The organism is Psychrosphaera saromensis (assembly GCF_002954545.1).
Lineage (GTDB): Bacteria > Pseudomonadota > Gammaproteobacteria > Enterobacterales > Alteromonadaceae > Psychrosphaera > Psychrosphaera saromensis.
Map to the genome: position 1 here is coordinate 111,062 of NZ_MSCH01000003.1, position 25,297 is coordinate 136,358.

A 25,297-nucleotide genomic window follows, 5' to 3' on the forward strand; every position below is an offset into this window, starting at 1 on the left:
ATTAGTTATACGACGGATACCTTAATCTTGCCCAGTTTTCCTCCTGCCGACTTTTGTTTTAAACAATTTTCAATTTGGCACCAGCAATGTGCGATGAAAGTAAACACTGACGGCATTTTATTAGGTGCCTGGGCAAATGTAGGTAATGCAAAAAATATTTTAGATATAGGCACAGGAACTGGGCTTATCGCCTTAATGTTGGCACAACGTACTGACTTATTAATCTCTAAACCTAATATCAGCGCATTGGAAATAGACTTAAATGCTTACCAACAGGCCAAATATAACGTTGAGCAGTCACCCTGGTCTTCTCGTTTACAATTAATTCATCATGACTTTTTAACTTGGCAGCGTGAACAAAAAATTGAATCTGAAAGCTTTGATGTTTTAATCTCAAACCCGCCTTATTTTGAAGATTCGTTATTAAGCGATGATCAAAACAAAAATTTAGCTCGCCATACCAAACACATGAGTTTTGAACAGCTGTTATTCGCGGCCGATAAATTGCTAACAAGAGGTGGCGAATTTAATTTAGTGTTACCACCAGAACAAGCAAACAAAGTTATCCAGTTAGGAATGAATATTGGCTTAACACTGACAAGACAGTTGTTAGTGAAAACCACACCCAATAAATCGGTGAGCCGAGTGCTGCTCTGTTTAAAAGAAGATTTAAAAGAAGATTTGCAAAAAGCGGATAAAACAGTAACAACATCCACTTTGACAATTAGAGACCAAGAGCAAAATTACACGCCAGAATATATAAACTTATGTAAAGAGTTCTATTTGAAGATGTAACTTTGCTTTAACTAGATTAAGTTTGTCTGACTTTTTAGTTAAATTTTATCTTCTGCTTTGGAGTTGATCTCTGGCTTGGCTCTGTCTTTTGGTTGGACATCAGCTTTATTAGAATCACGCGTATACGTTACTGTCATAGTCGTTGCACCAAGAGTGATACCTTTTATTGCTGCGAGCAATGTGGCTCTATCTACTGGTTTTTCGTGGTTCACTGTAGCTGCAGTCGATAACGCATAGAGAGTAAATTGGTAAGCTTTTTCGCCAGGACCTTTAGAACAAGGCGGCGCATACCGCAGTAAATCATTAACACTATTACCGCCTATTTCACCTAGAATTTCACCACTGTTTATCAGGCTCTTGTTTGATGGAATATTATACATAGTCCAATACCAATGTACTCCATCAGGTGCATCATGATGCATGACTAGCGCATAATATTGTGTCAACTCAGGTGCTCCAACCCAAGAAAATGGAGGGCTAACGCTTTCGCCATCGCAGGTATAAGTAATTGGTAACTGTCCACCGCTAGTCATTGCAGAACTCGTTAAAACAAAACCTTCCACATGAAGGTCTTCATTATCGTTTTTAACACAAGCACTCAAGACAAAAGCACATATTGTAGTCATTAATAACGCTGAGATTTTTCCCATTATTTACTACTCCGCTAAAAGAAGAACCAAGTTAGATCTGATTAAAAGCTATTTCAGAGCCAGTACAGATACAATGAATAGACAGCCTACCAGAAAAAGTAAAAACACCGTCAGTTAAAAACTATCGAATTTGAATGCCTGCCCTATTATTTCTAGCCCTTATAAATTACTAAGACAGCTTTCATATACTTTTCCTATCCCCCCTTATCCCATCATCCATCTTTTTTATCTCAAGTTTTGTTACTGAGGATTTCATCCTTGGCTTTACTCTGGCATTATCTACTGCAAATTAGAACTGATAGTAAAAATTAGCTTTCTAATGGTCTTATAACCTCAAAAATAAGAATTAATAATGAACAAATTATTCAGTACCTTGCTTGCTGGATTGATGGCTTTGTCATCAACAGCACAGGCAGAAAAAATTAGCTTAGAACGTATCTATTCAGACCCTTCGTTATCTGGTAAAACACCTAAAAACCTAACGGTATCGCCAGACGGAAAACGTGCCACTTACATTCAATCTCGTACTGACGATTACAATCGTTATGACTTATGGGAATACAATGTTGAGTCTGGCAAACGTTCTATGTTGGTTGACTCCAAAGCATTAATGTCTGGTTCAGAGAATTTGTCGGATGAAGAAAAAGCCCGCCGTGAACGTTTACGTATTTATGGCAAAGGTATCTTGCAATACACCTGGTCAGCTGACGGCAAGGCACTTATGTTCCCTTTAGCAGGTGATGTTTATTATTATGAATTAGCTGCAAAAAAAGCCGTTAAGTTAACTAACTCAGAAGGCTTTGCCACTGACGTTAAGTTCTCACCAAAAGGCAATTACATCTCTTATGTACTCGACCAAAACCTGTACATTATTGATATTAAATCGGGTAAAACTAAAGCGTTAACCACACTTGGTGGCGGTGATATTAAATATGCGATGGCGGAATTTGTAGCACAAGAAGAAATAGACCGCATGACAGGTTACTGGTGGTCTGGTGATGAGTCTAAAATTGCATTAACCAAAGTTGATATGTCTCCGGTTAAAGTGGTGACTCGTAATGAAATATACGCCGACAGCATTAAATTAGTTGACCAACGTTACCCATTTGCTGGTACGCCTAATGTAAATATTGAATTAGGTATTATGGATGTTGCAGGTAAAGCTGACGACATTCGTTGGATTGCTCTTGGTGAAGATCAGGTTGAAGGTAAGGGTGCAGACAAAGACATTTACCTTGCCCGTGGCAAGTGGTTACCAAACAACAAAACCTTCAGTTACCAATGGCAAAACCGTACGCAGCAATTACTTGAATTACGTTTTGTTAATGCCGACTCGTTAGAGCAACAAACCATTATTCAAGAAAAGTCAGATACCTGGGTAAACATTCATGACTCGTTAAAGTTCTTAGACAACAGCTTTATTTGGGGCTCTGAGCGTGATGGTTTTCATCATCTTTATCAGTTTGATTACCAAGGTAAATTAATTGCTCAACTGACTAAAGGTGATTGGGTTGTCGACGCACTTAAAGCGGTTAACACTAAAACAGGCGATATCTTTTTCACTGGCCGTAAAGACACACCGCTGGAAAGCCAAGTTTATAAAGTAAACCTTAATAAGCCAAATGTAATTACCCGAGTATCAAAGCGTGACGGTTATCACCGAGTGAACTTTTCCAAAGATGCCAGCATCTACTTAGACTCATACTCCAACATAATGCAGCCAACGCAAGTGAGCTTACATAAAGCCAATGGTCAGCACATCACTTGGATGGAAGAAAATAAAGTAGATAAAGATCATCCTTTTTATCCGTACAAGTCTGACTTTATCAAACCAAGATTTGGTACGTTAACAGCCGAAGATGGACAAACTTTGTATTACCGTATTTTCGAGCCAGTTGGCTTTGAAGGTAAACGCCCTGTTATTAACTTTGTTTATGGCGGCCCAGGTTCGCAACAAATCACCAATAGCTGGAGTGGCCGTAATGCCCTATTCCAACACTTAACGCAAAAAGGTTATGTGGTATTTACCCTAGACAATCGTGGTTCGGCTAATCGTGGTAAAAAGTTTGAAGATCCAATTTACAAGCATTTAGGTAACGTTGAACTTAAAGACCAATTAACGGGGATTGAGTACGTTAAAACCTTAGACTTTGTAGATCCAAATCGCATTGGGATTTATGGCCACAGCTACGGTGGTTACATGACAATTATGGGCATGTTCAAAGCCTCTGATGTTTATAAAGTAGGCGTTTCTGGCTCACCAGTTACTGACTGGGGTTTATACGACACACACTACACAGAGCGTTTTGCCGGACATCCTGGTAAAAACAATAAAGACTACGAGATCAGCAACGTATTCCAATACGCTGAAGGCCTTAAAGGTGACTTGTTGATTTATCATGGAATGGCGGACGACAACGTATTGTTTACCAACTCAACTAAGTTATTTAAACACTTACAAGACCTAGGTAAACCGTTTGATGTGATGACATATCCGGGTAGTAAACATAGTATTCGTGGTAAAAAGACAGGCTTACATTTAGCTAAAACTATCGTGCGCTATTTTGATAAGAATCTTTAAAGTTTGAGGGCTGGAAGGCGATAAGGTCTGAAGGCTGTAGGGCTTGAAGGCCTTAGGGCCTTAGGGCCTTAGGGCTGTAGGGTTTTAAGGCTGGAAGCTGGAACGCTTTATCGCCCTATCGCTTTATCTCCCTACAACCCTAAAGCCTTACAGCCTTACAGCTTCATCCCCTAAAGCTTTAAATTCCATAACCGCTTTATTTATTAGACTTTTCTCTCATATCCAAAATTGGCATATTACCGCTGCCTAAAATGGTTGCTGGTAACTTACCATCCCAATTTTGCGCTTCTGTTAACTTGATGATCAACGGATTGTTGTTTAACGCTTTGGCTTTGGCGGTAATCGACTCAGCTTCTGCTAAACCTTTAATACGAATTGATTCCGCTTCTGCAATCGCTACAAGTCTAATACCGTCCGCTTTGGCTTTTGCCGTATTAACATCACGCTGAGCTTCTAGGTTTTGTCTTGCTAATTTATGTTTTTCAGCATCAGCAAGGTTTTTTTCTGTTTGCTTAGTTTCAATAGACGTTAAGTATTTTGCAGGCAATTTAATGTCTTCAATTTGAATGTTATCAACCGTTACTGGGAAGCTTTTCATTTCTTCAATTAAGTTTGCTTCAATGGCTTGGATTGCACCAGCACGGTCTTGAATTAACTTTTCAGCATCGTATTGAGGAATAACGTCTTTAGTGGCAGAACGGAATCTAGGATCTAAAATTCGGTTTTCAAATTGCGTAAGACCACCGTATTGTCTAAATAAATCTAGCGCAGCTGCTTTATCCACCGTCCAGTTCACTGAAACACTGATAGTAACTGGCATTTGCTCTTTGGTGCTTGATGCCATTCTTTCTTCGTTCTTACGTGTTCTTACTTCTATTTCTTCAACGCTGTCGATAAATGGAATTTTAAAATGCAAACCTGGGTTAACTTGTTGCTTAGCTTCACTAAAACGTTTCACAATACCGATATGGCCTTCATTTACTGTATAAATAGATCCCATAACACCAATCACACCAACTAAAATGCCAGCGATTGTTTTTACTGGAATATTTACTTTCTTCATTTCATTTCCTTTTTGAATATTACTCATATTATTTTTCATTGTTAATTACCCACTCTTAATTCTAACGCTTCAATTGCATCTTCCAATGCATACTTAACACTTGAGTTGGTTGGTGTTGGCAACGTTTTTAAAAACTCAATCAGCCCATCAAATACTTTCATTTTACTGATAGATTCAATGATACGTTGTTGAGCTTTGCTGTTGGTGTTTGAATATGCTTTTTTCATTCCCTCAAACGCAGGTTTGCCAATAACGGCTAATGCATCCACTGCGGCCTCCGCAACTTGTTTGTTGCTTTCTTGTAGAGTCTTTAACATCAAGTTAATAGCTTTTGGGTTTGTGCTTTTGATATTGGATAATACAGTTATAAACGCTAACTCTATACGTGAACGGTAACCAGATTTATGCAACGCTTGTAGACGTTCAAATTGCTTAATAATTTCTTTCTCTGCCGAACTCGCTCTGCTGCCATAAGCCACTAAATAGTCTAAGTAAGTACCTTGTTTTCTGGCACTCAAATCTTTGTTACGACTTTGCTTAGTACATTCAACTGGTTTACATACGTTCACAGCAGGTAAATTATATTTAAGTAAAAATAGATTTTTGTAAGACGCATGCATATTCCTAGATTCGACTAAGTAAGTAAATTCTGCTGGGTAGTCTTTTAATAAGTCATTAAGGTATTGATAATCAACACCGTCTTTTTTTACTCTGTCATTCATCAAAGGTCTTAACACTTCGTATAACGAACTTTTAGAGCTATCAGGTAAGGTTTCAACATCATTATTATCTAAAAAGTGATGCATTACTTTGTCAGCTAATTCCACGGCGTTAAGCTCATTTGAGTCACGCTCTACTGGTGAATGTCCCCACTGGTAAAATTTAATCACGTTTTTTGTAGTTTTATTCACATCAGTTAAATCATCTGCGTAAGTCAGGTAAAGGTTAGCTGAGAATTGATTATGCTCATTATCTTTATTATAAGTAGAGAAAGACTGGTAGATTAATAACTGAGTAACTTTAGATTTAGTAAGCGTCTTATCTTTAAATTTTTGTTCATCCACTAATTCAATAATGTCGTTAACTTTTTCTTTATAGCTTTTAGTATCTAACGAACTGATTTCCCTAACTAAATTTTGTAATGAACGATACGAAGCACTTACCATTACTTTTAAAGTAATAGCCCATTCATCATTGGTTACCTTACCGCTTTGACTTATTGCATACTGAATTGCCTTTGCTGGTAGCTCTAACAATTCAGTTGATTTAATTTTGCTTAATTGGTCAAACAAAAACTCTCGGTAACCGTTTACAGGATATTGTTTATAATAAATAAGAGTATTTAAAACACTGTACTGCCAAGCATTACATTCGTCATTAAAATTGGCTTTCATTGCCAACTCTGCCAGTATTTTATTTCTTTCTGTACTGGCGGGTTTATTTCTTAATTTTTTTACTTGGTTAGTATTAGCGTCACAAGTGTTTACCTTAGGTTTGGCAGATAAACCATTCATTGCATTGGTAATACCGTTAGGATCAACTTCAATTTCTGCTTTAATATAAAAGGTTTCGCCGTTCCACTTTTCATCTAATATTTTTGTTTTTGTTAGTGCCTGAGAAAAAGTTTTAAAATTAAGCTGCATCTCTTGCTTTAATTTACCTTGGATAACCGACTCATGATTAACAACACTCGATTGTATGTGTACTCCAACCTCTTCTATCGCGGCTTTTTGTAACTGCTCTAACGCTGCTCGTCTGGCACTGACTTTTGAGTCATTTTCACTAGCGCGGTAAGTATATTCTTTTACCATAATGACAGGTTCCCTTTGAGTCGCTTGGTCTTCAAAAGGTGCAGCTTGAACGGTAAAGGCTGCACTGAGGCTACATAAGATAAGCAAATAAGCAGTACTAAAAGAGATAAAACGTACTGAAGTAAAAAATGAAGCAAAGAGTGAAGCAAAATAAGTAGTACTGCGCATTGGTGTTCCCTACCGCTGTATGGGTTAAATTAAATTATTTTTGAGTTAGGTTATTTGAACGCTGTCATTTAAACGCAATTAGTAAACTATTGTTATCCTAACTTTGCCCTAAGACAGGACGAAAGAAGCTACGATCGTAACTTAAAATGCATTTAGTGTCTTCAGCATATTGAAATGCACTCATACACTCAGCGTCTAGCAGGGATTTTGTGCGGTATTCTTCGTAAGCCGCTAAGCTTGGAAAAGAAAACAAAGCTAATGCTTTATTATTAGCGCCTTCAGATGGTAAAAAATAACCGTGGTGTTCACCACCAAACTTATTTACTAACGGGATCCAAAGATTAGCGTAATGCTCAAACTCTTTCAGTTTGTATGGGTCAATTACGTAATTAAGATAACAAGTGATCACAGGCATTACTCTTTCTTATTTTAGTTATTTGGTCATTTTTGCGGTTTTTATATAATGAGCATGTTCAGTACTGATAGGCATAACCTTAAAAGGACTGACATTAGCGCCGCCAGTATTTCCCTCTGGCACTAAGCCTATAGCTGTCTTTGTTGCAGCACCAAATATTCTCATAATTTGCCCCAAAAGCTCTTTAAGTTTTCTTTCTTTTAGCGCCCAGACAAACATCAAACAATGTACTTTAACGTGTAAGTATGTGGAGTTTTGACCAATCACGTGTGCATTCTCTAGGTGCTTAAATGCGTTAACTTTGTCAGCTTGAGAATAAGCAATAGAAGCTAATTGCAATTCAGCGTCAACAAACGGCTTAATGTTTTTGGTAAATGTGGAATTCATATTAGCCCCTGAACAATTTAACTTCTAATAAATTTAACGTCTAACTAATTAAAGAAGGAAAAGGTAATTTTTTACCTTAATTGTGCTTGCCATTGTTATACCAGTAATGGTTTTATTTATCATTAACTCAAGCTGGTTGTATGACTAAAACAAGAGCGACGGATAATACTATTGGGTTTGAATATAAAGTCTACTAGGAAATACCCTATTGATTTTTAAGGTTAAAAGAGACAAAGTATGCGGTCAATTTACATCCAGTACGTGATCGTAATACTCAACTCTAAACTCTCAAAAAATATTTAGGACTTTTTACATGAAAAAATGGACATTATTTACTGCAGCTATTGTGGTATCTGGCGGGCTTCTCGCTTGGAATGCTGGTTGGTTACCAATGCAAAAATCTAACGAAAATTTAGCTTATATATCAGCAGACACAGCATATTACTTCGGTGGTACTTCTACGGATGAAATCGCTGAATTTGTAAAAGACTACCCAATTATGCCGTCTTCGCCTAGTCAATCACAAGTTTGGCAGACGCTGTTAGAGTCAATAAATAGTGACCAAGAAAATTCACCTAAAGTTCGTTTCTTTACTCATTTAATGAATAAATACAATGATTTTAGTGAAGGAACAATGGGCGAGCTTGCTGCATTTAGTGGTATGTCACTTACAGGTTCTTTTGCTTTCTATAGTGATGGTATAGTGCCGGTTCTACGTATGGACGTCTCTAATGAAGACGTATTTAATGCGTTAATAGAAGACGCAGTACAAAACAGTGAATGGCAATATGAATGGCAAGATTTAGGTGCATTCAAAGCTCGTACCTGGAAATTAACCGCCGATGATAAAGAAGATGAAGCTTACTTAGCAATATCTAATCATGAAGGTAATGTGGTTATCACCTTTGTAACTAATAAAGATGACTTAATGGCTAAGCAACGCCGTTTCGGTATCGTTAAACCAGAAATGTCATTAGCGACTAACTCAACGGTTAAAGACTTAAAAAATCGTTACAGCTACACTGACAGTATGGTTGGTTTCATTCAATTTGACCAGATTGCTCAAGCAATATTATCACCTGAAAGTAACAGCCTAGGCCGTGACTTAATAACTTACTTACCTCAAGACCAGTTTGCTCAATTCCAAAATAGCATAACAGCTGAATGTAAAACTGAATATGGTCAACTTGCTGATTCAATGCCACGTTTTGTAATGGGTTACCAATCTTATGATATTAATGGCAACAGCATAGAGTTTGATATGCACTCGGCATTCGAGTTAACAAATACTGCAGTTGTTAGTGAACTACAAAAAATGCAAGGTCACTTACCTATGCATAGCACAACATCTAAAGATAAAATATTCGCAATGGGTGTAGGTGTAAATGCAGATAACATAGGTCCGGCAGTGACCGCATTATGGACGCAACTAACTACCACAGAATATAATTGTAGTGAATTACAAATGGTTCAATACATGGCTCGTGAACAAAATCCGGCTATGTTAGGTATGATGACAGCAATGGCTCAAGGCGTTAAAGGCGTTGGTGTTTCTTTGTTTGATATCACTATGAGTGAAAATGGTCCTCTACCACAAGGTATAGACTTTATTGCAAGCATTGCGACTGAAAATCCTGCGACATTATTAAATATGGCAAAAATGTTACCATTTTTCGCTGATTTAAACTTATCTGACGATGGCACTCCAGCACTATTAAACTTGCCTATGCTACCACCAACAATTGAGTTAAAAGCCGCTATTAAAGGCAAACATCTTGTCGTGTTTTCAGGTGAGAAATCTGAGCAAGTTGCTAATGAACAATCTAGTGAGTCAATCGACAGTAATGGTTTACTTAGTATGGCATTTAACTACCGTGAGATTTCACAGCTAATCACTTCAAAAACATTCAATAGCTTATCGTCTAACATGGGCGGAGTTGATACTTGTACTGAACAATATGAAATGGCTCACATGTTTAGCAGCTTACAAATGGATATGAGCATGGTTACTAGTGTAGAAACTGATGGCTTAGTGACAAAATATGCAGGAAGTATGGATAAGCCTTTAGCGGTAAGTAACGAAGTTGCAGGTAAATACCGCGTTGAATATATGGATGAAAATTGTGAATGGACAGGTACCACTGTTGACGATTTAAAAGCTGACGGTACAGGTTATTACGAGTCTAAATCTGATAATAACTCGTGTAACTTATATGAATCAAACTACACATGGGCTAAAAAAGGTAATACTTTAGAGCTTAACGGTAGCGACCAAATTCGTGATACATGTGACCAAGAATTCAATGAAGCAACTCAAGAAACTTACACATGTCATTTGATCAATGTAAAAGCTGATAGCTTTCAATGCTTATTTGACCCAGCTACAGATTACACTAGCTTGTCTCGTTACACGCGTATGTAATAATAAGTTAGGTTCTATAATTTTGTAACTGCGATAGTTGCACATGTTATATGACAGTATGCTTGATATGAAAACGGCACATAAACCTAATGATTTATGTGCCGTTTTTTTATGTCTTTTATTTACAATAACTAGCGTATTTCACTAGAGACTGTTTATCTTGTTAGCTCTTACTTTCATTCTAACAGGTAAATTAAGACGACCTAGTTATTCACTTTCATTAACCGTTTCTTGGTCTTTTAAGTCCATTAGCAAGTCATGGATCTCTGCCTTTAATTCTTTATCAACTATTTTATTGCTGCTTACCTTAGCTTTCTCTAAATACTCTATTGCGCTGTCTTTCTCACCTAGTTCTAATTTTAATAATGCAGTCGAATAAGCGATTGATGACAAGAAGTCTTTTGAATTTATCTCTTGAGCTTTCGTTAAGGCTTTGTCGTAAATAGTGATAGCCAGCTCTAAATCATCTGTGAAGTCGGCTAGAGTTTCCCATTGAACAGGGTGATCTTTGTCAGTGTTGTCGTTGTCGTCACACACTTGTTTTAATTCTTGATAACTTTTATCAAAACGAACTTGATCTTTTTTCTGTACGGCGACCATTAACTCTTCTGCCAGAGAATGTACGTGTGTATATATTTTTGTATTCATGATTTACTCTATTTTAAGCAATACAATTTGCATTACTGTTTATTTTTAAAAATATTAATGCCAATTTTAACTGGCCATAGTTATAACAAAGACTTACCAGCTAATAGTCACAACAACATCATTAGCACCAACACCCCAGCATTGACTATCTGAGCAAGCAATTGCCCAAATATCTAAGTCTGATAGTTTTTTCCAGCTGAGGTTGTCTTTAAGCAGGTTTTTACTGCTAGTGGTAGTTCTACTTGCACTCGCGTCTTCATAGCTAGTTTCAGTGTATTTTTCACTTTTATTCATCACGGCAATCCCTTGTGGGCTTGTGATCAATACATGTTTTTCAGTTATGGCGGAACCATAAACTGCGCCATTAAATGGCGATACAGGTAATGGCATCCATTTAGATTTAGTTAACGAATATTTGTAACCTACCGCCGGCGCCTCTTTTGTTTTTAAACTGCCACCAAAGGTATATAAATTATTTTCATCAAACTGTACGGTAAAAATACCCGCAGCTTCGCCACCGTCATACGGAGAAGGAATTGACTGCCAAGCTTGATCTGCTTTCTTGATTAACAACCGTGGGGTTTCAGCATTGCCAGTACCAATTGCAATGTCACCTTTATCATTATGATTTAAACAAGTGCCACTCGATGCAAAACCACCTTCATCTTCTTGTGCTGCAAAAGGTAAGGTTACTGCTTTCCATGATTTTGCTCCGTCCGTGGTTTTTAACATAGAAAACTTCTCATTGACCGAGTCACCATATAACCAACCTGTTGAGTCATCTAACATGCTAAAGCAATCATAAAAAGTAGACTTGTTTCCACCCTGATTAGTTAATATCCAAGATTCGCCCGCATTTTTTGACATATACAGTTTTGAGTCAGCGCCTTCGCCTGCACTCATTAAAATGATAGTGTCGTTAACCACTTGGATATCTCTAAACTGTAAAGCCTTACTTGTATTAGGAGTGTTTACCGCACTCCATGACTCACCGGAGTCGACAGAATGATAAACGGCAGAGTTAGTTCCGCTTACCCATAAACCACCTTTTTCATCAATAGAAATAGCTTGAAAACGATTACCCTCTGATATTTTTTGTGTGGTGACAACAAAGTCAGCTGCCACAGAGCCAAAGCTCATAAGTAGGGAAAATAATATAACGTTCTTCATAACCGCTCCTAAGGTAAAACAGCATGTTATAACAAGTTTGCTTGCAAGACTCGTTATAATTAAATGTTGATTACTACTCAATTATATAAGTAAGAAAAACAGTTACAAAACTCACTGTCCACTGATTAAAAACGGACACTTTTACTGAGCTTCCGGACACTTTCCACTGTCCGGTCGGACACTTTAAAAATCATAAAAATACAAAAAAACATTATAAAACAGACGGTTAATCTTTTGGCACGTCACTGGCAATACCTTAGATATATTATTCAACACGACTGAAAAAATTATGATCAACAATACCAGCGGACAAGATGAAGTTATCAGCCAAACCATAAGTGCAAAACCATGGAAAAAGATAATGATTACCTTATTAATCACGGTTGCCATTATCTGGATTAGCTTACCAACATTAAGCCAATGGATGGGTGGAGTACCTAGTGTTGATGCGCAAACTATTAGCCGAGCAAAAGTATTTAAAGGCACGCTCATTAGAGATGTTGCTGTTAATGGTAAGTTAGTGGCAGCCAACGCACCAACACTTTATAGCTCAGAAGCAGGCCAAGTGACTTTATTAGCTAAACCCGGTGACTTAGTTAAAAAGGACACTATAGTAGCGACTATTTTAAGTCCTGAATTACAATCTACAGTCAAACAAGCAACAGCCACATTAGAGCGTCTAAAAATAGAAGCAAGTCGTGGAGAATTAAGCGATAACGAAGCGTTACTTGATTTAGAGCGTAGCCTAGACTCAGCTCAAATTACTTACAATGCCAGTGTTAGAGAGCTCACTCGTGCTGAACTGTCATTTGATAAACAAGTGATAAGCGAACTAGAACTAGTCACCAGACGTGACACAAAAACTGAAAGTGAATTGCTGTTAAAACATGCTCACAAACGTGTTGAGTTATCTAAAAAACGCTTAGCCTTTGAAAGCCAAACTCGTACGTTTTTTGTTAAAAGCCAACAACTTGTGGTTGACGAATTACAACGTCGTGTTGAATTACTGAATGTTAGAGCGCCTGTAACTGGTGTAGTGGGTAACTGGTTAGTGCAAAAGAAAGAACGAGTTACTGATGCTCAATCAATTATGACCATTGTTGATTTAAGCCAATACGAAGCTGAACTAAATGTCCCAGAATTCTACGCCGATGACTTAGGATTAGGCTTAGATGTACAAATCACTATCTCTGGTAAGTCTCTATTAGGCAAGGTGATTTCAATCTCCCCTGAAGTTAAAAATAGCCAGGTAGCAGTAAGAGTTTCTATCGCTGATATTAGTGATATCCAACTACGTCAAAATCAGCGCTTAAATGCGCGCATTGAATTTGAGAAAAAAGACAACGTATTAATGGTAAAACGCGGAGGCTTTTTAGCTAGTAACGCGGGTAAAGCAGCTTATGTTATCACTGATAATAACGCTGACAGAAAGCCAATCTCAATAGGTTCACAAAGTGTTGAATTTATTGAAATAATATCAGGATTAAATGCAGGAGATGAGATCATAATTTCATCTACAGAAGAGTTTGATGCTCACCCAGCCATCTTATTAAATTAAAAAATCGTTTAAACGAACAACCAAATTTAGTTAACAAAACTTAAAAAAATTAGGAATAAAATTATGCTTAACATGAAGAACATCAGCCGAATTTACCGCAGTGACACTATTCAAACTCACGCATTACGTGACTTTAATTTAGAAGTAAAAGAAGGCGAGTTTGTTGCGGTAACTGGGCCGTCTGGCTCTGGTAAATCAACATTTTTAAATGTTGCTGGATTATTAGATAGCTTTGACGAAGGCTCTTATGAACTAGACGGTGTTAATATCAAAGGGCTTAACGATGACGAACTATCGCGTTTACGTAACGAAAAAATTGGTTTCATTTTTCAAAACTATAATCTCATTCCCGACTTTAACCTTTTTGATAATATTGATATGCCATTACGCTACCGTGGCTTTAATGCAGCCGAGAGAAAGCGCCGCATTACTCATGCTCTTGAGCAAGTTGGTTTAGCCAGCAGAGCCAACTACCTACCAAGCCAGTTATCAGGTGGGCAGCAACAACGTGTTGCTATTGCTCGTGCATTAGCCGGTGAGCCAAAAATATTATTAGCCGATGAGCCTACGGGTAACCTTGACTCATTAATGGCTCGCCAAGTTATGGAATTATTACATTCATTAAACGAAGCAGGCAGCACCATTATTATGGTAACGCATGACCCTGAGCAAGCACGTGCTGTAGGACGTAACGTACAAGTTATTGATGGTCAAATTACCGATCACAGCGTGTATGCCCCAAGTCACGACAATACCTCAATTGTTGTTAGCGTTTAAGGGTTAAATACTAAGGAATTATCATGGAAATGTTTAACTATTACATAAAGTTGAGCGTGCGGAATTTAATCCGTAACCGACTATTTTTTATATTAATGATCTCAACCCTAGCGGTTGGGGTTGGTGTTTTTTTAGCGAATATCGCGATTATAAAATCCATGTCAGCGGATCCTATTCCACATAAAAGTGACAAAATATTTAATGTCTCACTTAATGTTTGGCCACTGGATAACTCGGATGCAGAGTTACTTGAAATTATGCGTTATGACGACGCTATGCATATTTTAAAAAATGACATAGCAACTCATACTATGGTGCATTACCAATCACAGGTTTATACAAGAGATATTAATTCCAAAAACCTTACTCGTCACCAAGCGGTTGTGCGCGCAACAACACCTGAATTTTTTCCATTAACTGATGCTCCTTTTGCTTTTGGTGGTGTTTGGCAACAAGACTACGCGAAACAAATCGTTATTGGTGACACACTTAATCAGCAAGTTTTTGGTGGGGGCAACAGTGTAGGTAAAGTACTTGAAATAGACGGCAAGCCTTTTGAAATTGTAGGTGTATTAAAACCGTGGGAATTAAAACCTTTATTTTACAACGCATCATTTGGACAAAAATTCGCAAAAACCGATGACATTTATGCACCTATAGAAACCGCACTAGATAGCGAATGGGCTATTGCTCTAAGAAGTATGTCATCAGAGCGTATTAATTCGGTGTCGGATAATCGTGGTAAAAACGGTTTCTTTATTCAGGCTTTTGTTCAACTAGAGAATCAGCAACAAAAAAATGCAATGCAAGAATACATAGATAACTACTCACAATATAGAAAAGCACAGGGTGAATTTTTACGCGCTAATGACAACCGTTTATTAGACGTAAACCAGTGGCTTACGCACCAAAAAGTTGTTGATGAACGCATGTTAGCGTTTGCTTTAGCCAGCTCACTATTTTTAGCTGTGTGTATTTTTAATGCCAGTAGCTTATTACTGGCTCGTTATCACAGCGCAAGATTTGAAACAGGCTTAAGACGTGCTGTCGGTGCCAGAATAAAAGATGTGTTTTACCAAGGCGTGGTTGAAAGTATGTTAATTGGCTTATGTTGCGCGGTATTGACCTTAATATTTGGCTGGTTGTTTTTACAAATTTCAATAACTCTATTTCCAGCACTTCAACAAACTAGCGACATAGACATAACATTAATATTGATGGGAATTGGTATTGCACTAATTACCTCATTTATAAGCATGTTGTACCCATTAATCCGTTCTTGTAGAACGCCTTTATCAACGACGTTGAAGTAGGTCTTATCATGAATATCAAAGCATTATTAAAAGCACTTCGTCTGCGCAAGTTTGCGACAGGACTATTATTACTCCAACTGAGTCTAACCATAGGTTTAATGGTTAACACTGTAATCTTAACTAACTCAGCCATTGAAAAGTTAAACAAGCCATTAGGGTTTGATGTAGAGCAACTTATTTCAGTTGATTTGTTGCCAACGTCAGGTGCTTATCGAGACACGGATTATTATCAGTCTATAACCAAACAAGACATTGCAAAGATATCGGCAATGGACGGCGTTATTAGCGCAGCTCATTATAATCAACTACCAATTCAACGAGGTGGGTGGAATGGTAACATACGAGCAGCTGACGCACCTGAAGATACTGTAACCCCCCGAGAATTACGTTATGTACCTCAGTTTTACAGCAGTAAAATAGGCTTAGAAAATTTAGGGGTCGAGATTATTGAAGGACGAGCATTAACCGATGCGGATGATATTACTACCGATTTTTATACCACAGGAAAACGTGGCGAAATTGAACAGAATATAATCCTTACAGAATCATTAGCTAAAGCGGTTTTTCCTGACAAGTCAGCACTTGGAGAGTTAACCAATAATGGCCGAGTGGTAGGAATAGCGCGAGATTTCATTATTAGCCCTACCCGCCAAGGCATAGATAAAACCTTTGGCTTGTTTGGTAACTTTTTATTTTCACAACCAGACTTTGAGCAGCATTATATTGTGCGCGTAGAGCCTGGAAAAGTAGCACAAGTGCAAGCAAAATTAGCTGACACCATTTTATCGGTTCAAGCTGAGCGTGACATACTTCGTGTTGAAAGCATGCCAGAACGATTAAAAGACTTTTACAGCCAAGATGCAGGTCTAGCGAGTTTGTTTGCTATGCTGTCATTTTTAATGATAGTGGTAACGGTTGTCAGTAGTTTCGCTCACGCTCATTTCCATGTTACCCAACAGCGTAAGTTCATTGGTATCCGCCGTGCCCTTGGCGCGCGTAAAAAAGACGTCATGTTGTATGTATTTAGTGAAAACTGGTTACTTAACTTTGGTGCTAGCATTATTGGCATAGCGACTATGATTGGGTTAAATATTGCGTTATCACAGGTTATTGAGATCGATAAACCAACCGTATTGTTATATGCTTTGGCTGTATTCGTAGTATTTGCAGCAGGCTCTCTCGCAACTTGGTTGCCAGCCTATAAGACAACAAAGATATCACCAGTGATAGCCACTAAAACGTTATAACTGAGTTCTGCAATTGGGTACTCGAGCACGAGACTCTAATAAATAATTGGCCGTTCACAGTTAACGGCCATTTTACATTTACTAAACTCGCTAATGCGACACATCAAAAACAAGGTAATTAAACATGAAGCGGGTTTTAGTAGTTGACGACAATCCAGATATTTTAGATGCACTGGATTTATTATTGAGTTTGCATAACTACCAAGTAGTCACTGCAAGCACAGTAAAAGACGCCGTTATCGCCGCTAACAATCAGTCGATAGATTTAATTATTCAGGATATGAACTTCAGCCAAGGGACAACCTCTGGCGATGAAGGCAAATCACTGTTTTATCAATTAAAAGAATTAGTACCTAACACGCCCATTATTATCATTACCGCATGGAGCCAGTTAGAAACTGCCGTTGAACTGGTTAAATCAGGCGCGACCGACTATTTGCCTAAACCTTGGAATGACGAAAAATTACTAGAAGTGATTGCTGCGAACATTAACTTAAAGTCATCTAAGAATGTAAAAAATCAAATAAGCAAAGCAACTAAAGCAAACAACCAACAAACCAACACGCCTCAATTTATTGTAGAAAGCTTGCCAATGAAGCAACTAATATCTATGGCTGACAAAGTCGCAGCCAGTGAAATTAGCGTATTAATAACGGGTGCCAACGGCAGTGGTAAAGAACGTATTGCCGACTATATTCATCAACACTCCCCACGACATGCCAATCCTTTTATTAAAGTAAACATGGGCGCACTTGCCAGTGAACTGATGGAAGCTGAACTGTTTGGTGCTGAAAAAGGCGCCTATACAGGCGCAACTGCTGCACGCGTAGGTCGTTTTGAAGCAGCCGACGGTGGTACCTTATTTTTAGATGAGATTGGTAATTTATCTCTTGCTGGCCAAATGAAATTATTACGAGTGCTGCAAACCGGACAATTTGAACGTGTGGGTTCAAGCCAAACCATAAGTGTGGATGTGCGAGTTATTAGCGCCACCAACAGTAACTTAGTTCAAGCTATTCAAGATGGGCTATTCCGTGAAGATTTATATTATCGTCTTAATGTTGTGGAATTAAACTTACCACCGTTATGTGAACGCCAAGATGACATTATTCCCCTTGCTCAGCACTTTGTATCTGGCAGCCACACATTGGCGGATGAAACGGCTCAGTTATTAACTCAACAACCTTGGTCTGGCAATGTACGAGAATTAGAAAACCACTGCCAACGAGCCATGGTACTTTGCAGCGATGACATTCTATTGCCAGAGCATTTTATGCTTGATAGCAAATCATCTAAGTTAAAAGCATCTAAATTAACAGCTTATACATCAACAACTGCAAGCTCAACCAGTACCAATGAAGATGACAAAACCCATGTCAAAGCTGTATTAGATAAACACCAATGGGTGATAGCAAGAGCAGCCAGTGAGCTGGGTTTAAGTCGCCAAGCCCTATACAGACGCATTGAGAAGCATCAACTGACTCAAGAACCTTCATCTCAACGGGAGCCTGATTCTCAACAAAAGCCTGCACCTCAACAAAAACAAGTTGCTAAACAAGATCTTGAAAAAGTACAGGGGAAATAGCATGCGCCTCATACTATTTTTAGGCTCGTTGCATTTAACCTTAATGATCGCGGTTTATTATTTTGTGGCCCAATATCCTAGTGCCATTATTGTGTTACTTGTTATTACTTTATGGCTCACTTTTGTCTTATTAAAAAAGCAATTCCAGCGCCACCAGATAATTTTACAAAGCCTAGATCATGGCCTGCAAAGCTTGCGTGACAATGACTTTTCAATCAGCTTAAACCAGCAAAAAGAAACCAGTTACAATTCACTTATTAACGCCTTTAATCAAACCAGTGAGAAACTACGAGACGAACGCCAACGTTTATACCAACGTGAAATGATGTTAGACAAGGTATTAAACGCATCTCCTATGGTCACCATATTAGTGGATCATCGCGACACTATAGTGTTCACCAATAACAGCGCTCAACAAGCGTTTGAATTAAACGGCTCTATTGTTGGGCGCAATTGGCCAAGCTTAGTTAAATCATTAGCGCCTGAATTTCAACACGCTTTAAATCATCAAGGTGAATCCATTTTTACCTTAACGGATAACCAAGGCGCACAACAAGCCTGGCACGTGACTAACTCTAACGTCACCATTCATCAAGCTCGTCATCAATTATTTTTGTTAAAAACCATTACCCAAGAATTATCAAAACAAGAAGTGGCGACGTGGAAAAAAGTAATAAGTGTAATAAGCCACGAGCTGAACAACTCTATAGCGCCAATAAGCTCTATGTGTCACAGCGGAGAGTTACTGGCGAAAAATCTAGACGAACCACGCTTAAATCGCGTATTTAATACAATCAGCGGGCGAGTTAATCACCTTAACGATTTCATCAAAGGTTACGCCACCCTAACTAAAGTCAAACTGCCAAACAAACAGCCAATTAACTGGCCGGCATTAATAGAGCAACTGCAAGCCTTGTATGCATTTGAACTCACCACAGATTTGCCCACAGCAACTTTAAATGCAGACATAGCCCAACTTGAACAAGTATTTATTAACGTGCTTAAAAATGCCCATGAAGCGGACGCTTCCGGCAAAATATCAATGGCATTCACAACCACCAGCAACACCATAGAAATGACAGTAAACGACAATGGTAGTGGCATGTCAGCAGAAGTATTACAAAACGCCCTACTGCCATTTTACTCCACCAAACACTCAGGCACAGGTCTAGGCTTAGCGCTTTGCCGAGAAATAATAGAAGCCCATGACGGAAAACTACTGTTTAACAACCGCGAACAAGGCGGTTTATGTGTGTTAATTATTTTGCCGTTTGAGAGCAGTTAAGAGCAGCTGTAAGTTGTAAGCTATAAGAGTGGCTTCGCCACAAGTAAACAGTGAAAGGGAATATTGAATTACTAGCGACCACAAGGCTGTAGTCGCTCAAGGTTCTATATTATTGCCAGCTATATAGCTGACAATCAAAAACCAGCTATACTTCGTCTGCTTTTTTAACGCGGATTGGCTTGCCACCTAAAACGGTACCATTTAGTTTTACGATAGCTAACAATGCTTTTTTATCGTCTGCTATTTCAACAAAACCAAAACCTTTAGATTTGCCAGACATTTTGTCTAGGACCAAATTACAATATTCAACATTACTAAACTTGGAGAATAGTTCTGATAACTCGTCTTCTGTTGTAGAACGTGAAAGGTTACGCACTAATATTTTCATCTCTAAGCCTGCTTGTTGTATTGATACATTTGGTTAAGGGCGTATTGTCCCAGACAAATTGTAATAAGCCAAGCAATAACCGCTTTCATTGTAACGACAGCAGGTGATTCCACTTTCAATTTGCTCTAAGTTACTTTAGGATTCTGACAAGCTAAATCTGCACATGCTAATTAATGACCCTATTAAACAACACTTTGTTCTATACCAATAAAAAGCTAAGCCACGTTTTCGTTTCTTTTCTCCATTTTTGCTGCCTAAGTCTTTTACTACTAACTAGTTTCATCTCGTATGCCGCGAATGCTCAAGCTGACACAAGCAGTAAAGTTAAAATTGCGGTTGCTAGCAACTTTTATTACACCTTATCAGAGTTATTAAAAAGCTATCCGCAAGCAGATAACGTGCAATTTAAATTATCTTCTGGCTCCAGTGGACTTTTGTACGCTCAAATTAAACAAGGTGCGCCTTTTGATTTATTTTTATCCGCCGATAGCTTACGCCCCAATTTATTGGAACAAGATGGTTTAACCCTTTCACGCCATACCTACGCATTAGGTAAATTGGTGCTGTGGGCTAATGAAAAAGCGCTACTAACAGAGGACAGAGCCCAGTTAAAAAAACGTACATCCTACTCTCAAGTATTAAGCTCACATCAAGGTAAACTAGCTTACGCTAATCCCAAACTTGCGCCCTTTGGCATAGCAACACAGCAAGTATTGTCATATTTAAAACTAGATGATGAATATAAAAACCGCCGAATTTTAGGTAACAACGTGAATCAAGTGTTTCAATTTGTCGACTCTGGAAATGTGGCGCTTGGCTTTGTTCCTGAATCATTATTGTTACAAGCTCAGCAGCAACTTAAACAAAAAAAATATCAAAATTATTGGTTGATTCCAAAACAACAATACCAAGTTATCCAGCAGCAACTAGTTAGCTTAAAACGCAGTAAATACCAAACAGAAGTGAAAGAATTGGTGGATTACTTATTGTCTGACAACATCCAACAACGCATACAAAACATGGGCTATAACTCCCCCAAACAATTATCAGACAGGAGCTTATAAATGACAGATTGGTTTACCGATGCTCAAGCCCTTTGGCTGACTATTAAGCTGGCTTGTTTAACGGTTATTTTGTTGTTATTGATTGGTATTCCGTTGGCTTGGTGGTTAACAAAATATCAAGGCCGTTTAAAACCTATTTTTGAAGCTTTGGTAGCCTTGCCTTTGGTGCTTCCTCCTACCGTTTTGGGTTTCTATTTATTGTTGGCTTTCTCCCCTGATTCTTGGTTTGGCCAATTGTGGATCACCTTAACTGGCGAACAGTTGGTATTTAGCTTTAGTGGGATTTTACTTGGCTCGTTAATTTACTCTTTGCCATTTGTTGTGCAGCCGCTTATGGCTGGTTTTTCTCAATTGGGGCATCAATATGGTCAAGTAGCAGCAAGCTTAGGTGTACCTCCTGTTAAACGTTTTGTGTTCTTAATTTTGCCCTTAATAAAGCCAAGTCTTATTAGCGCAGCAACGTTAGGATTTGCGCATACGTTGGGTGAATTTGGTTTAGTACTTATGATTGGCGGTAATATCCCAGGTGAAACTCAAGTACTTTCCATTGCCCTTTATCATCACGTTGAAATGTTAAGTTATGACAAAGCCCATAATTTGGCCTTGGTTTTACTGTGTTTTTCTTTTGTTAGTTTGACCTTGTTATACAAATTTAATAAACCGTTTTATAGCAATGATAAAAGCCACAGAACAAGCAATAGAAATCAAAACAGTGCGGTAGATTAATGAATAACTTACATATAAAAATCAAAAATAGTCATTTGAATTTATCTATTGATACCAGCTTGCCATTATCCCAAGGCATAGTTGGCGTGTTTGGAAAATCTGGCGCAGGAAAGTCTACCTTATTACGCGTGCTTGCGTCTTTAGAGAAGGCGGCTACAGAAAAAACTGTTTTAAAGAAGCATGGATTTGAAAAAAACGCAGAGCATACAATCACATGGCAACAACAAGAATATAACAATGTCCAAGCCGAACAAAATCCATGTTTATTACAAACTCAACAAGCTCAGCTATTTCCCAACTTAACCGTATTAGAAAACCTAGAATTTGTTTTAAAATATTCTAATTGGGCCAAACAAACACCTTTCACTATTGAGCAAGTTATTCAATGGTGTGGCATTGAACATTTATTAACGCAACCAAGTATCAGCTTATCTGGCGGTGAACAACAAAGAGTTAACTTAGCCCGCAGCTTATTGTGCGGTAAACCTATTATTTTGTTAGACGAGCCATTTTCTGCTTTAGACTGGAATGCCAGAACCCAACTTTTAAGCTTGCTGGTGCAGTTACAACAAGACTACAAATTGTACTTTGTAATTGTCAGTCACTCATTAAAAGAATTGGCATTGTGTAGCCAACACATCTTGGTTATTGATAATGGTGAACTGGTGCAATCTGGCTCAACAACCGAGTTAATCGACAAGCTAACTCATGCTAGTTCAAACTCTGAAATAGACTCTGGTTCAAAAACAGACGCAGGCTTTAGTAACCAAACAAGATTTTCTACTTTAACCTTAACAAACCCAGTCGCTTTGACTGAATACCATTTAACCAAATGGCAACTTAGCGACGGCGATAAAAATCTAGTCATTTATACCAAAGGATCTGAAACCACAAGATCTGAAAGCAAAGGCTCTGAAAACATAGGTTCTGAAAGTGCAGGCTGTGAAAGCAAAAACTTGGATAATAAATCCAGCAAAAAGCTCGTAACGCTTGATGCCAATAGAGTGAGTTTATCCAGGCAAGCCAATTTAGACACCAGTATGTTAAATCACCTTGAAGCAAACATTACCGATATTACGCATATTGAACACTTGGTATTGGTGACATTAAACGTGCAAGGACAAACACTGTACGCAGAAATTTCACTGCTAAGTTTTAGTAATTTAAACTTACAACTTGGTGAAACTGTATTTGCTCAGTTCAAAGCGCTTTAGATAAACGTTATTCAGATACAACACTTTGGCAATTAATCACTAAACAATCAGTTTAACGGTTGGGCTTGGAGTGCAATTAATATAAAATCCCCGCTTTCCTAGCTGTCTTTCTAAGAGCTCGCGCTGCTATTTATTTAAAGGCAAGCGCTTCCATTATTTAACGAGATAAATACGCATTATGATCTTTTCATTTTTTGAAAATCTAGCTAAGCCATTTCCAAAACTAGACAACCAACGTCCACCTTCCACTTTATTTGCGTTTTTAATGCATTACTCAAAAGGCATGATAGTTCCGGTAATCGCAGTGGCGGTTATGAGTGCGGTTATTGCCATATTAGAAGTGTCGTTATTTGGCTTTTTAGGTCAGCTAGTTGACTGGTTAACTACACAAGATAGAGCAACCTTTTTGAGTGACAACCAAAGCACATTAATGTGGATGGGTGTGTTAGTTTTAGTCGGCTTACCTTGTATTGTGATTTTACAATGTTTAGTGACGCATCAGACTTTATTGGGCAATTACCCGATGAAAGTTCGGTGGCAAGCACACAATTATTTGTTAGCGCAAAGCTTGTCATTTTTTCAAAATGAATTTGCTGGACGTGTCGCCACTAAAGTAATGCAAACATCACTTGCGGTAAGAGAAACCGTAATGAAAGTGGTCGACATATTAATTTACATTGGCGTGTACTTTTTATCTATCGCCGTACTTGTGTTTAGTATCGACTGGCGTTTATCTGCCCCTTTGTTAGTTTGGTTTTGCGTTTATATTTTGGTGTTAAGAGTTATGCTACCAAAATTAAAAAAGGTGTCACAAAAACAAGCGGATGCGCGTTCACTGATGACAGGACGCATTATTGATAGTTACACCAATATCTCAACGGTAAAGTTATTTTCTCATACCGACCAAGAAGCAGAATATGCCAAAGACAGCATGGATGGCTTTTTACAAACCGTATACCCACAAATGCGTTTGGCTACAGGGTTATATTCAGCGGTATGGTTTAACAATGCCGTTTTATTATTTGGCATGTCGAGCATGGCCATTTACCTTTGGCTTCAGCAAGCTGCAACTCCGGGTGAAATAGCTATCGCCATCACGCTATGTTTACGTATCAATAGTATGTCTCAGTGGGTTATGTGGGAAGTCTCGGCCTTGTTTGAAAACATAGGCACAGTGCAAGATGGTATTAATACCTTAGCTCAGCCGATTGACGTACAAGACACCAGTACAGCAGAGGATCTTAACATCAGCCAAGGTGCGATTGATTTTAGAAACGTCACCTTTAATTACGATAAGAAAAACCGTGTTTTTGATCAATTGGATATCAAGATCAAACCTGGCGAAAAAGTCGGGATTGTTGGTCGCTCTGGTGCGGGTAAATCTACTTTGGTTAACTTGTTATTACGTTTTTATAACTTAGACCAAGGTGGCATTTTTATTGACGGCCAAGACATATCAAAAGTAAGTCAAAATAGCCTGAGATCAAATATCAGTATGGTGACTCAAGACACATCTTTGTTACACAGGACTATAAAAGAAAATATTGCCTACGGTAAACAAAATGCTGAATTTGACGAAATTGTTGCCGCTGCAAAATCGGCAGAAGCCGACGAGTTTATCAAAAACTTAAGTGATAATAGTGGCAACACAGGTTACGACGTACAAGTAGGCGAGCGCGGAGTAAAACTCTCTGGTGGACAACGTCAACGTATCGCTATTGCTAGAGTTATCTTGAAAAATGCACCAATACTTATTTTGGACGAGGCAACATCGGCACTCGACTCAGAAGTAGAACAAGCCATTCAGAAAAGCTTAGACAATTTAATGGAACAAAAAACTGTATTGGCGATTGCTCACAGATTATCAACTATTGCGCAAATGGATCGATTGTTAGTATTGGATCAAGGGCGCATTGTTGAGTCTGGTAGTCATGCCGAGTTGCTTGAATTAAACGGTATTTATGCCAAGTTATGGCAACATCAAACTGGTGGTTTTTTGGGGCTAGAATAAGTTAACTAAAGTTGCTTTA

21 protein-coding genes are annotated in these 25,297 nt (G+C 38.3%); 13 read left to right on the forward strand and 8 right to left on the reverse strand.

Annotated features, from left to right (window positions below; genetic code table 11):
• The first annotated feature begins 27 nt into the window (after positions 1-27).
• On the forward strand, positions 28-795 hold the full coding sequence (locus BTO11_RS00545; protein WP_105050749.1) for a tRNA1(Val) (adenine(37)-N6)-methyltransferase: 768 nt from the start codon (positions 28-30) through the stop codon (positions 793-795).
• Between the two features lie 38 nt (positions 796-833).
• On the opposite strand, the gene BTO11_RS00550 is transcribed toward BTO11_RS00545, so the two are convergent.
• Positions 834-1,445, reverse strand: a complete 612-nt coding sequence (locus tag BTO11_RS00550) for a YbhB/YbcL family Raf kinase inhibitor-like protein (RefSeq protein ID WP_105050750.1) — start codon at positions 1,443-1,445, stop codon at positions 834-836.
• A gap of 352 nt (positions 1,446-1,797) precedes the next feature.
• Here BTO11_RS00550 and BTO11_RS00555 point away from each other — a divergent pair, with 352 nt between their 5' ends.
• The gene (locus tag BTO11_RS00555; protein WP_105050751.1) at positions 1,798-4,026 is read left to right on the forward strand and encodes a S9 family peptidase; all 2,229 of its coding nucleotides are present in this window, start codon (positions 1,798-1,800) and stop codon (positions 4,024-4,026) included.
• A 196-nt stretch (positions 4,027-4,222) separates the two neighbouring features.
• Here the strand turns inward: BTO11_RS00555 and BTO11_RS00560 are convergent, their stop codons facing one another.
• From BTO11_RS00560 to BTO11_RS00575, 4 genes are all read right to left on the reverse strand, one after another.
• The gene (locus tag BTO11_RS00560) at positions 4,223-5,128 is read right to left on the reverse strand and encodes a prohibitin family protein (RefSeq protein WP_229793375.1); all 906 of its coding nucleotides are present in this window, start codon (positions 5,126-5,128) and stop codon (positions 4,223-4,225) included.
• Positions 5,129-5,130: 2 nt separating this feature from the next.
• A complete protein-coding gene (locus tag BTO11_RS00565; RefSeq protein ID WP_105050752.1) occupies positions 5,131-7,068 on the reverse strand; it encodes a HEAT repeat domain-containing protein in 1,938 nt (645 codons plus the stop codon).
• Positions 7,069-7,165: 97 nt separating this feature from the next.
• Positions 7,166-7,483: an NIPSNAP family protein gene (locus tag BTO11_RS00570; RefSeq protein ID WP_425319636.1), complete on the reverse strand. Its 318-nt coding sequence runs from the start codon at positions 7,481-7,483 to the stop codon at positions 7,166-7,168.
• Between the two features lie 18 nt (positions 7,484-7,501).
• Positions 7,502-7,870: a DUF3703 domain-containing protein gene (locus BTO11_RS00575; RefSeq protein ID WP_105050753.1), complete on the reverse strand. Its 369-nt coding sequence runs from the start codon at positions 7,868-7,870 to the stop codon at positions 7,502-7,504.
• Between the two features lie 313 nt (positions 7,871-8,183).
• On the opposite strand from BTO11_RS00575, the gene BTO11_RS00580 reads away from it, so the two are divergent.
• Positions 8,184-10,292, forward strand: a complete 2,109-nt coding sequence (locus BTO11_RS00580) for a hypothetical protein (protein ID WP_105050754.1) — start codon at positions 8,184-8,186, stop codon at positions 10,290-10,292.
• 207 nt (positions 10,293-10,499) lie between these two features.
• On the opposite strand, the gene BTO11_RS00585 is transcribed toward BTO11_RS00580, so the two are convergent.
• Together BTO11_RS00585 and BTO11_RS00590 are read right to left on the reverse strand one after the other, a co-directional pair.
• Positions 10,500-10,940, reverse strand: a complete 441-nt coding sequence (locus tag BTO11_RS00585; protein WP_181135803.1) for a tetratricopeptide repeat protein — start codon at positions 10,938-10,940, stop codon at positions 10,500-10,502.
• 93 nt (positions 10,941-11,033) lie between these two features.
• Positions 11,034-12,110 carry a hypothetical protein gene (locus BTO11_RS00590; RefSeq protein ID WP_146105444.1) on the reverse strand — a complete coding sequence of 359 codons (1,077 nt, stop codon included), beginning with the start codon at positions 12,108-12,110 and terminating at the stop codon, positions 11,034-11,036.
• A 289-nt stretch (positions 12,111-12,399) separates the two neighbouring features.
• Between BTO11_RS00590 and BTO11_RS00595 the strand changes: the two genes are divergently transcribed.
• The 6 genes from BTO11_RS00595 to BTO11_RS00620 all read left to right on the forward strand — a co-directional run bounded on the left by BTO11_RS00595 (position 12,400) and on the right by BTO11_RS00620 (position 19,875).
• Positions 12,400-13,668, forward strand: a complete 1,269-nt coding sequence (locus tag BTO11_RS00595) for an efflux RND transporter periplasmic adaptor subunit (RefSeq protein WP_105050757.1) — start codon at positions 12,400-12,402, stop codon at positions 13,666-13,668.
• A gap of 63 nt (positions 13,669-13,731) precedes the next feature.
• On the forward strand, positions 13,732-14,445 hold the full coding sequence (locus BTO11_RS00600; RefSeq protein ID WP_105050758.1) for an ABC transporter ATP-binding protein: 714 nt from the start codon (positions 13,732-13,734) through the stop codon (positions 14,443-14,445).
• Positions 14,446-14,468: 23 nt separating this feature from the next.
• The gene (locus BTO11_RS00605; RefSeq protein ID WP_105050759.1) at positions 14,469-15,758 is read left to right on the forward strand and encodes an ABC transporter permease; all 1,290 of its coding nucleotides are present in this window, start codon (positions 14,469-14,471) and stop codon (positions 15,756-15,758) included.
• A gap of 8 nt (positions 15,759-15,766) precedes the next feature.
• Complete coding sequence (locus BTO11_RS00610; RefSeq protein WP_105050760.1) at positions 15,767-17,005, forward strand: FtsX-like permease family protein; 1,239 nt, start codon at positions 15,767-15,769, stop codon at positions 17,003-17,005.
• 124 nt (positions 17,006-17,129) lie between these two features.
• The gene (locus BTO11_RS00615; protein WP_105050761.1) at positions 17,130-18,590 is read left to right on the forward strand and encodes a sigma-54-dependent transcriptional regulator; all 1,461 of its coding nucleotides are present in this window, start codon (positions 17,130-17,132) and stop codon (positions 18,588-18,590) included.
• Between the two features lies 1 nt (position 18,591).
• On the forward strand, positions 18,592-19,875 hold the full coding sequence (locus BTO11_RS00620; RefSeq protein WP_105050762.1) for a sensor histidine kinase: 1,284 nt from the start codon (positions 18,592-18,594) through the stop codon (positions 19,873-19,875).
• A gap of 145 nt (positions 19,876-20,020) precedes the next feature.
• Here BTO11_RS00620 and BTO11_RS00625 read toward each other — a convergent pair whose 3' ends face one another.
• A complete protein-coding gene (locus BTO11_RS00625) occupies positions 20,021-20,263 on the reverse strand; it encodes an RNA recognition motif domain-containing protein (RefSeq protein WP_105050763.1) in 243 nt (80 codons plus the stop codon).
• Between the two features lie 173 nt (positions 20,264-20,436).
• Between BTO11_RS00625 and modA the strand changes: the two genes are divergently transcribed.
• From modA to BTO11_RS00645, 4 genes are all read left to right on the forward strand, one after another.
• A complete protein-coding gene (modA, locus tag BTO11_RS00630; protein WP_105050764.1) occupies positions 20,437-21,327 on the forward strand; it encodes a molybdate ABC transporter substrate-binding protein in 891 nt (296 codons plus the stop codon).
• Positions 21,328-22,053 carry a molybdate ABC transporter permease subunit gene (gene modB / locus BTO11_RS00635; RefSeq protein WP_105050765.1) on the forward strand — a complete coding sequence of 242 codons (726 nt, stop codon included), beginning with the start codon at positions 21,328-21,330 and terminating at the stop codon, positions 22,051-22,053.
• Positions 22,053-23,267 carry an ATP-binding cassette domain-containing protein gene (locus tag BTO11_RS00640; protein ID WP_105050766.1) on the forward strand — a complete coding sequence of 405 codons (1,215 nt, stop codon included), beginning with the start codon at positions 22,053-22,055 and terminating at the stop codon, positions 23,265-23,267. The genes modB and BTO11_RS00640 overlap by 1 nt, the downstream gene beginning before the upstream one ends.
• 181 nt (positions 23,268-23,448) lie before the next feature.
• Complete coding sequence (locus tag BTO11_RS00645; protein WP_105053615.1) at positions 23,449-25,278, forward strand: ABC transporter ATP-binding protein; 1,830 nt, start codon at positions 23,449-23,451, stop codon at positions 25,276-25,278.
• Positions 25,279-25,297 lie beyond the last annotated feature (19 nt).

Excerpts from the sequence above, each read along its gene's own strand:
- BTO11_RS00550 (WP_105050750.1), bottom strand. The coding sequence starts at position 1,445 with ATGGGAAAAATCTCAGCGTTATTAATGACTACAATATGTGCTTTTGTC.
- BTO11_RS00555 (WP_105050751.1), top strand. The coding sequence starts at position 1,798 with ATGAACAAATTATTCAGTACCTTGCTTGCTGGATTGATGGCTTTGTCA.
- BTO11_RS00560 (WP_229793375.1), bottom strand. The coding sequence starts at position 5,128 with ATGAAAAATAATATGAGTAATATTCAAAAAGGAAATGAAATGAAGAAA.
- BTO11_RS00565 (WP_105050752.1), bottom strand. The coding sequence starts at position 7,068 with ATGCGCAGTACTACTTATTTTGCTTCACTCTTTGCTTCATTTTTTACT.
- BTO11_RS00570 (WP_425319636.1), bottom strand. The coding sequence starts at position 7,483 with ATGCCTGTGATCACTTGTTATCTTAATTACGTAATTGACCCATACAAA.
- BTO11_RS00575 (WP_105050753.1), bottom strand. The coding sequence starts at position 7,870 with ATGAATTCCACATTTACCAAAAACATTAAGCCGTTTGTTGACGCTGAA.
- BTO11_RS00580 (WP_105050754.1), top strand. The coding sequence starts at position 8,184 with ATGAAAAAATGGACATTATTTACTGCAGCTATTGTGGTATCTGGCGGG.
- BTO11_RS00585 (WP_181135803.1), bottom strand. The coding sequence starts at position 10,940 with ATGAATACAAAAATATATACACACGTACATTCTCTGGCAGAAGAGTTA.
- BTO11_RS00590 (WP_146105444.1), bottom strand. The coding sequence starts at position 12,110 with ATGAAGAACGTTATATTATTTTCCCTACTTATGAGCTTTGGCTCTGTG.
- BTO11_RS00595 (WP_105050757.1), top strand. The coding sequence starts at position 12,400 with ATGATCAACAATACCAGCGGACAAGATGAAGTTATCAGCCAAACCATA.
- BTO11_RS00600 (WP_105050758.1), top strand. The coding sequence starts at position 13,732 with ATGCTTAACATGAAGAACATCAGCCGAATTTACCGCAGTGACACTATT.
- BTO11_RS00605 (WP_105050759.1), top strand. The coding sequence starts at position 14,469 with ATGGAAATGTTTAACTATTACATAAAGTTGAGCGTGCGGAATTTAATC.
- BTO11_RS00610 (WP_105050760.1), top strand. The coding sequence starts at position 15,767 with ATGAATATCAAAGCATTATTAAAAGCACTTCGTCTGCGCAAGTTTGCG.
- BTO11_RS00615 (WP_105050761.1), top strand. The coding sequence starts at position 17,130 with ATGAAGCGGGTTTTAGTAGTTGACGACAATCCAGATATTTTAGATGCA.
- BTO11_RS00620 (WP_105050762.1), top strand. The coding sequence starts at position 18,592 with ATGCGCCTCATACTATTTTTAGGCTCGTTGCATTTAACCTTAATGATC.
- BTO11_RS00625 (WP_105050763.1), bottom strand. The coding sequence starts at position 20,263 with ATGAAAATATTAGTGCGTAACCTTTCACGTTCTACAACAGAAGACGAG.
- modA (WP_105050764.1), top strand. The coding sequence starts at position 20,437 with ATGACCCTATTAAACAACACTTTGTTCTATACCAATAAAAAGCTAAGC.
- modB (WP_105050765.1), top strand. The coding sequence starts at position 21,328 with ATGACAGATTGGTTTACCGATGCTCAAGCCCTTTGGCTGACTATTAAG.
- BTO11_RS00640 (WP_105050766.1), top strand. The coding sequence starts at position 22,053 with ATGAATAACTTACATATAAAAATCAAAAATAGTCATTTGAATTTATCT.